General features: G+C 35.2%; 2 pseudogenes. Both read right to left on the bottom strand.

From position 1 onward, the window contains the following. A pseudogene (locus tag BD31_RS02395) lies at positions 1-320 on the bottom strand (indole-3-glycerol-phosphate synthase); the annotation flags it as partial. Then, positions 313-584 (bottom strand): annotated as a pseudogene (locus BD31_RS02390) (anthranilate phosphoribosyltransferase); the annotation flags it as partial. The pseudogenes BD31_RS02390 and BD31_RS02395, both read right to left, overlap by 8 nt.

The raw sequence follows: 584 nt of genomic DNA, 5'->3' as shown, positions 1-584 counted from the left end.
ACATCCACGGCTTGTCTTACTTTCATGAAATACTCTGGTGAACCATTAAACAGGTGTGGTTGTGTTAATACTGAAAGTGCTTTTGAACCTCCAGCAATCATTTGTGATGCGATACTGACAGGGTCTGTAAGTGTTCTAATTTTACCTAGAGAAGGAGATGAAAATTTAATCTCAGTCAGTAGTGTTGCATGTGGGTTTGTCTTGATAATTTGTTTGAAATCCTTGGTTGATTTTTGCAAGTTTGCATCTATTTCATAAACTCCGTCATCAATTGCCATTTGGGAATTATTTACTAGTTTTCTCAAAATATTCTCAGCCATCAGTAATCTCCCTTAATTTTGAAATATTGCCTGTATCTTGAACAAAATTTTCTAACAATGAAAATGCTTTGCCGCTCTTAATTGTGTTTAATGCAACTTGTACTGCTTCCTCGAAGTTTTTGCAAATATTTGCCACAATTAACCCCCCTCCTGCATTAAGTGCAGTAGTTTCAATCATGGATTGGTTTGCAGTGTTATTTAGAACTCCCACAAATGATTTTATGCATCTTCTTTGGNGCTAACTTGAATATTTCTTAATGATGA

Origin of the sequence: Candidatus Nitrosopumilus salarius BD31 (genome assembly GCF_000242875.2) — an archaeon.
GTDB lineage: Archaea > Thermoproteota > Nitrososphaeria > Nitrososphaerales > Nitrosopumilaceae > Nitrosopumilus > Nitrosopumilus salarius.
The sequence above is the reverse complement of the archived record's forward strand: the minus strand, read 5'-3'. Positions and strand labels throughout refer to the sequence as shown.